Here is a 5039-nt window from a genome sequence, read left to right as displayed (position 1 = left end):
CTGAGCGCAAGAGCGCGTCATCGCGCCGGCCGTAGCCCAGCGTGACGATCTGCTGCTCAAACACGCCCATCGGTTCTCCTGATTTGGCGCGCCATCCTAAACGCGGCGCACGAGCGTCTCAATCATAGGAGACATGGGGGCTGGGCGTCCTACCTTTGTCTGGCGGACGTCAGTTACCTACGGTCCGGCTGTGGCCCTTATAGCGGGTGCCTCCAGCTGCAGAGCTCATTTCACGAGCGGCCCCCGCCCTTTGATGCGGACAACTGCGCCTCCGCTGCCGCAAGCGTCGTGAAGGCATCGGGGCAAGATAGGGGGCGGATGTTAGTAAGCTCCTTGCCGTTGAATTCCTGGCCTTGGAGCGTGACTTCGCACCGGCGAGCGCTGGTGAGGTGCTGGCCTTGTGGGACGCCGTGCATCGTTATCTGCTTGGGCTCAAATCGTACGAGAAGGCTTTTTCCAGGGTCCACTACGAAGCCGCCGCCTTCTCCGACGACGGCGAACTCAATGAGACCGCCAGCCTCCGCGCGCACATTCGAGAAGCGTAGACTTGCGCCCGTGACGAGACCAGGTCGGTCCCCGGTGTTGCTTACAAAGGCCGAAATTTGCGGGCCCTGCGTCGAGACACCCGCGAAATCCAGAAATGAACTCCTGCGCCCGAAATACTTGGCGTAGACAGGGAGCGCGGCCGTGCTCACCGCAACGAACGCAACCAGCATGCTCAGCGTGCTATTCGTCACGCCGAAGATCATGCGCCATCCCTGGTAGCTGCCGCAGTGCCTGCATTTACGGGCACTAGCGGGTATGTCAGCTGCGCAGATTCGACATGCCTTCAGCGCGACGCTGCCATTCGTCTCGTCGCCGTTATCCATGATGTTGGCCCGCCCCGGTGATCCCACTGTCGGACATCCAACCCGACTGAGTTCGCTTCCGCTAGAGCCAACGTTGACCATGATCTTCGGTCGCATGTCTGGAAGCGAGAAGGGTTGGCACGTCGCCCCCAAGAACCGGAAAGGAGATCTCGCCCCCAGATTGGCAATGGGATCGAAATGGTGCCACCTTTAGAGTCTCAATCGTGTCTCGTGGCGTGTCCGGGCTGCTAAACTATAGAACGACGCGATCAGTCCAGAGACCGGGCCTGGCGAGCATCTATACCGGCATTACCGACATCATCGACAAGGGTCACCGTTTTTCCCGCGGAGCGTAACCCATTGAATCGATTGGATGCGGATCAGACCGGTTTTGTCGCCCAAGTTATTGGCGAGATTTAATTATCGCCTGCTTGGGAAGCTGACGTTCTACCTCTGAACTACACCCGCGCGGCCATCCCCCCTCGGGGCGGCAGAGGCCGGACCATAGCGGCGCCGGCGCCCGAGGGAAAGGGGGGGCCTACTGCACCCGCTCGACCGTGAACCCTCGCGCCTGGAGCAGCTTCGGCAGGCCGTCGTCGCCGACCATGTGCAGGGCGCCGACGTTGACCAGCTCCACCCCGGCGGCGCCCTTCAGCTCCCCAGCGATCTGGTCGGCCCAGGCGAGGTTGCGGCGCTTCAGCAGCGCATCGTAGAGGCCGGGGTTGTCCGCCTTCATCCCGCCGACCAGCGCCGGCCCCAGCCGCGCCAGGTCGCCGTCCATCCAGGCCTGCTCCAGGCTCTCGGCGGAGGCCTCGGCGGGCCTGACGGCCCTGGGCGCATGCTCGCGGATCACCTCGGTCAGGTAGCGCACCTCCGCCCCTTCCGGCAGGCTGGCGAAGACCCGGACCTGGTCCTCCACCGTTTCGAAGGTGCGGATGGTCTTGGCCTCGCCGCGGGCGGCGCGGGTCATGGTCGCGTCGGCGCCGCTCTCGAGCTTGGCCCCGCGGCTCAGCATCGGCTGCATGGAGAGCATCAGCGCCGCCGCCCAGGGCCGCAGATGGTCGATGCGCCGCAGGTCCGCCTGGCGCTCCAGTTGGGCGAGCGCGTCGGGCGCGAGCTTCTGCGAGAGCCGCCGGCCGGGATCCATGCCGTAGCGGAGCAGCATGGCCTGCATGGTCTTCGGGTCGGCGCCGTCCATCGAGGCCTCGAACCAGACGGTGCTCGCCTCGGCGTAGGCGGCGTCATAGGCCGGCGTGCGCCAGGCCAGGTTCGGCGGCAGGGCGTGCAGGGTCCCGAAGAGATAGATCTCGGCGTGGTCGCCCTTCACCCGCCAAAGCGCCGGAGCGGCTCCGGCCGCCCCGGCGACGCCCAGCCATGCCAACACCAACACGACGCCAGCTGCTGCGACCCTGCGGAACCGGCCCAAACGCATCCCCTACCGAGCGCAATCCGCGGCAGCCCGTACGCGGCGTCCTACTCGCCCCACACTCTGAAGTGCTTGGATAGCTTCAGTCCCTGGCGCTGGTAATGCGACCCGAGGTCGCCATAGAGCCGCGTCGGCCGCTCGGTCAGCGGCTCGTAGACCAGCCGGGCCACGGTCTGGCCGTCCTCGAGGATGAACGGGGTTTCGTGGCTGCGCACCTCCAGCACGCCGCGCGAGCCCTTGCCGTGCGCCTCGTCGGTGCCGAAGCCGGGGTCGAAGAAACCCGCATAGTGGACGCGGAACTCGCCCACCGACGGGTCGATCGGCGTCATCTCGGCGGCCTCCAGCACCGGAATCTCCACCGGCTCCTTCGAGGCCAGGATGTAGAATTCGCCGGGGTCCAGCAGCAGCTGGCCGTTGTGCGGGATGAGCGGCTCCCAATAGTCCTTGGGGTCGTGGCCGTCCTCCTTGTCGAGGTCGACGACGGGCGCGTGGCGGCGGGCGCGGAAGCCGGCGATCATCCCGTCGGCCAGCTCCACGCCGACGCTCTCGGTCCGAAGCCTCGGCGGCTCGCCGCGCTTGAGGCGCAGCTGGTTCAGCCGCGTGCCGCGCCGCACCAGCACCGAGAAGGTCTGGGGCGCGATCTCGATATAGGTCGGGCCGTGGTAGCCCTCGGCGACGTCGTCGAAGGCCGCGCCGGCGTCGGACAGCAGCCGTACGAAGACGTCCACCCGGCCGGTCGAGCTCTTCGGATTGGCCCGGGCCGAGACGCCCTTCGGCAGGGCCAGCCGCTCCTGCAGCTCGGCGATGTAGACGCAGCCGCGCTCCAGCACCGCGCCCTTGGCCAGATCCAGCTCGTGCATCGCCACCTGGCCGATGCGATCAGAGACGGTGCGCCCGCGCCCCGGCAGGAACGAGGCTCGCACCCGCCAGGCGCGCGCGCCGAGCCGCAGGTCCAGGCTCGCCGGCTGCACCTGGTCGGCGTCGAACGGGCTCTCGGAGGTGATGGCGCCCATCGCGATCAGCTCGTCGAGGGACTGGCAGGGCAGGATGCCGGGCGGCGTGCTCATGGGCGGCGCAGCCTTAAGGGGATGAGCGAGTCTTGCAAGCCCTCCTCCCTCCCCTTTATGGCAGGGAGTCCTCCCTCCCTTGATGCGGAGGGACAGACCGCAAGGCGGTCAGGGTGGGGAAGTGCAGGCCCAGGCGCCGAGCGCGGAGTTTGATCCACACTTCCCCACCCTGCTCGCCTGCGGCGAGCTGTCCCTCCCCATTAAGGGAGGGGAAGATTGAAGCGTTAGGAGCCCCGTCATGGCCGAAGATCCGAACACCTGGGACGTTGAGACGCGGCTGGTGCGCGGCGGCATGGCGCGGACGCCCTACGGCGAGATCTCCGAGGCGCTGTTCCTCAACCAGAGCTTCGCCTACGAGAGCGCCGCCGCCGCCGACCGGCGGTTTTCCGGCGAGGAGCCGGGCTTCATCTACCAGCGGTTCGGCAATCCCACGACGCAGATCTTCGAGGAGCGGCTGGCGCTCCTGGAGGGCGCAGAGGCCTGCCGGGCGACCAGCTCGGGCATGTCGGCGGTGCACGTCGCCTTGCTGGGCCTGCTGCGCGCCGGCGACCACCTGGTGGCCGGCCGCGCCCTCTTCGGCTCGTGCAAGTGGATCATCTCCGAGCTGCTGCCGCGCTACGGGATCGAGGCCACCTACGTCGACGCCGTGGACCCGGCGGCTTGGCGCAACGCGGTCCAGCCCAACACCAAGGCCTTCCTGGTGGAAAGCCCAGCCAACCCGCTGCTGGAGGTGACCCCGATCGGCGCCGTCGCCGAAATCGCCAAGGAATGCGGCGGCAAGCTGATCGTCGACAACGTCTTCGCCACCCCGATCTACCAGAAGCCGCTGGCGCTGGGCGCGGACCTGGTCGTCTATTCCGCCACCAAGCACATCGACGGCCAGGGGCGGGTGCTGGGCGGGGCGCTGCTGGGCTCGCTGGAGCTGCTCACCGACACCTACAAGGATTTCCTGCGCCACACCGGCCCGGCGCTCTCGCCGTTCAACGCCTGGGTGCTGCTGAAAGGGCTGGAGACCCTGGAACTGCGGGTCACGCGCCAGACCGAGAACGCCGGCAAGATCGCCGACGCCATCGCCGCTCACGCCAAGGTGAAGCAGACCATCTACTGCGGCCGCGAGGACCACCCGCAGGCGGGGATCATCGCCAACCAGATGACCGGCGGCGGCAACGTCGTCGCCTTCGACCTCGGCAGCCGCGAGGCCGCCTGGCGCTTCCTCGACGCCCTGGAGATCGTCGACATCTCCAACAATCTCGGCGACGCCAAGTCGATGGCCACCCACCCCTCGACCACGACCCACCGCTCGATGTCGGAAGAGGAACGCGTCGCCATCGGCCTGACCCAGGGCTGGGTGCGGATGAGCGTCGGCCTGGAGGGCCCGCGCGACCTGGCGCGGGACGTGAACCGGGCGCTGGACCGGGCCTGACCGCAAGCACATGGGCCGGATCCAGCCGGAAGCGGAAGCGCGAGAGCCGCGTCAGATCGCGCACTAGACCATTCGCCGCCGAAGTGGAGGCCGGTTCGGCGCAGCGAATGCTCTAACTTCAAGAACTTATGAGCGTTCGGCGGTTCATTCGAACCGCCGAACGCTCTAGATGTGAGCTCTCAGTAGGTTGTCCATCCGGTCCGGACCGGGAAGGCTGTTGTTGCGACACTTCAGCTGAGTCTCGGGGGACCGGATGAACCTGCATAGGAATGCCC

Annotated in this window: 4 protein-coding genes; 1 reads left to right on the top strand and 3 read right to left on the bottom strand. The window is 67.3% G+C overall.

The genetic code is table 11. The features are described from left to right. Nucleotides 1-230 precede the first annotated feature (230 nt). From VJS38_RS10535 to VJS38_RS10525, 3 genes are all read right to left on the bottom strand, one after another. Nucleotides 231-749 carry a hypothetical protein gene (locus tag VJS38_RS10535; RefSeq protein WP_324088102.1) on the bottom strand — a complete coding sequence of 173 codons (519 nt, stop codon included), beginning with the start codon at nt 747-749 and terminating at the stop codon, nt 231-233. 637 nt (nt 750-1386) lie between these two features. Further along, a complete protein-coding gene (locus VJS38_RS10530) occupies nt 1387-2238 on the bottom strand; it encodes a TraB/GumN family protein (protein WP_324088101.1) in 852 nt (283 codons plus the stop codon). Nucleotides 2239-2321: 83 nt separating this feature from the next. Further along, the gene (locus VJS38_RS10525) at nt 2322-3341 is read right to left on the bottom strand and encodes a 2'-deoxycytidine 5'-triphosphate deaminase (protein ID WP_324088100.1); all 1020 of its coding nucleotides are present in this window, start codon (nt 3339-3341) and stop codon (nt 2322-2324) included. Between the two features lie 238 nt (nt 3342-3579). Between VJS38_RS10525 and metZ the strand changes: the two genes are divergently transcribed. Further along, nucleotides 3580-4764: an O-succinylhomoserine sulfhydrylase gene (gene metZ / locus VJS38_RS10520; RefSeq protein WP_324088099.1), complete on the top strand. Its 1185-nt coding sequence runs from the start codon at nt 3580-3582 to the stop codon at nt 4762-4764. The last annotated feature ends 275 nt before the right edge of the window (nt 4765-5039 follow it).

It is taken from the genome of Phenylobacterium sp. (genome assembly GCF_035276905.1).
Classification (GTDB): Bacteria; Pseudomonadota; Alphaproteobacteria; order Caulobacterales; family Caulobacteraceae; genus Phenylobacterium.
This window is presented reverse-complemented; position numbering and strand designations above follow the sequence as displayed.

What these genes read in the sequence shown, in the direction of transcription:
- VJS38_RS10535 (WP_324088102.1), bottom strand. Translation starts at nt 749, where the DNA reads ATGATCTTCGGCGTGACGAATAGCACGCTGAGCATGCTGGTTGCGTTC.
- VJS38_RS10525 (WP_324088100.1), bottom strand. Translation starts at nt 3,341, where the DNA reads ATGAGCACGCCGCCCGGCATCCTGCCCTGCCAGTCCCTCGACGAGCTG.
- metZ (WP_324088099.1), top strand. Translation starts at nt 3,580, where the DNA reads ATGGCCGAAGATCCGAACACCTGGGACGTTGAGACGCGGCTGGTGCGC.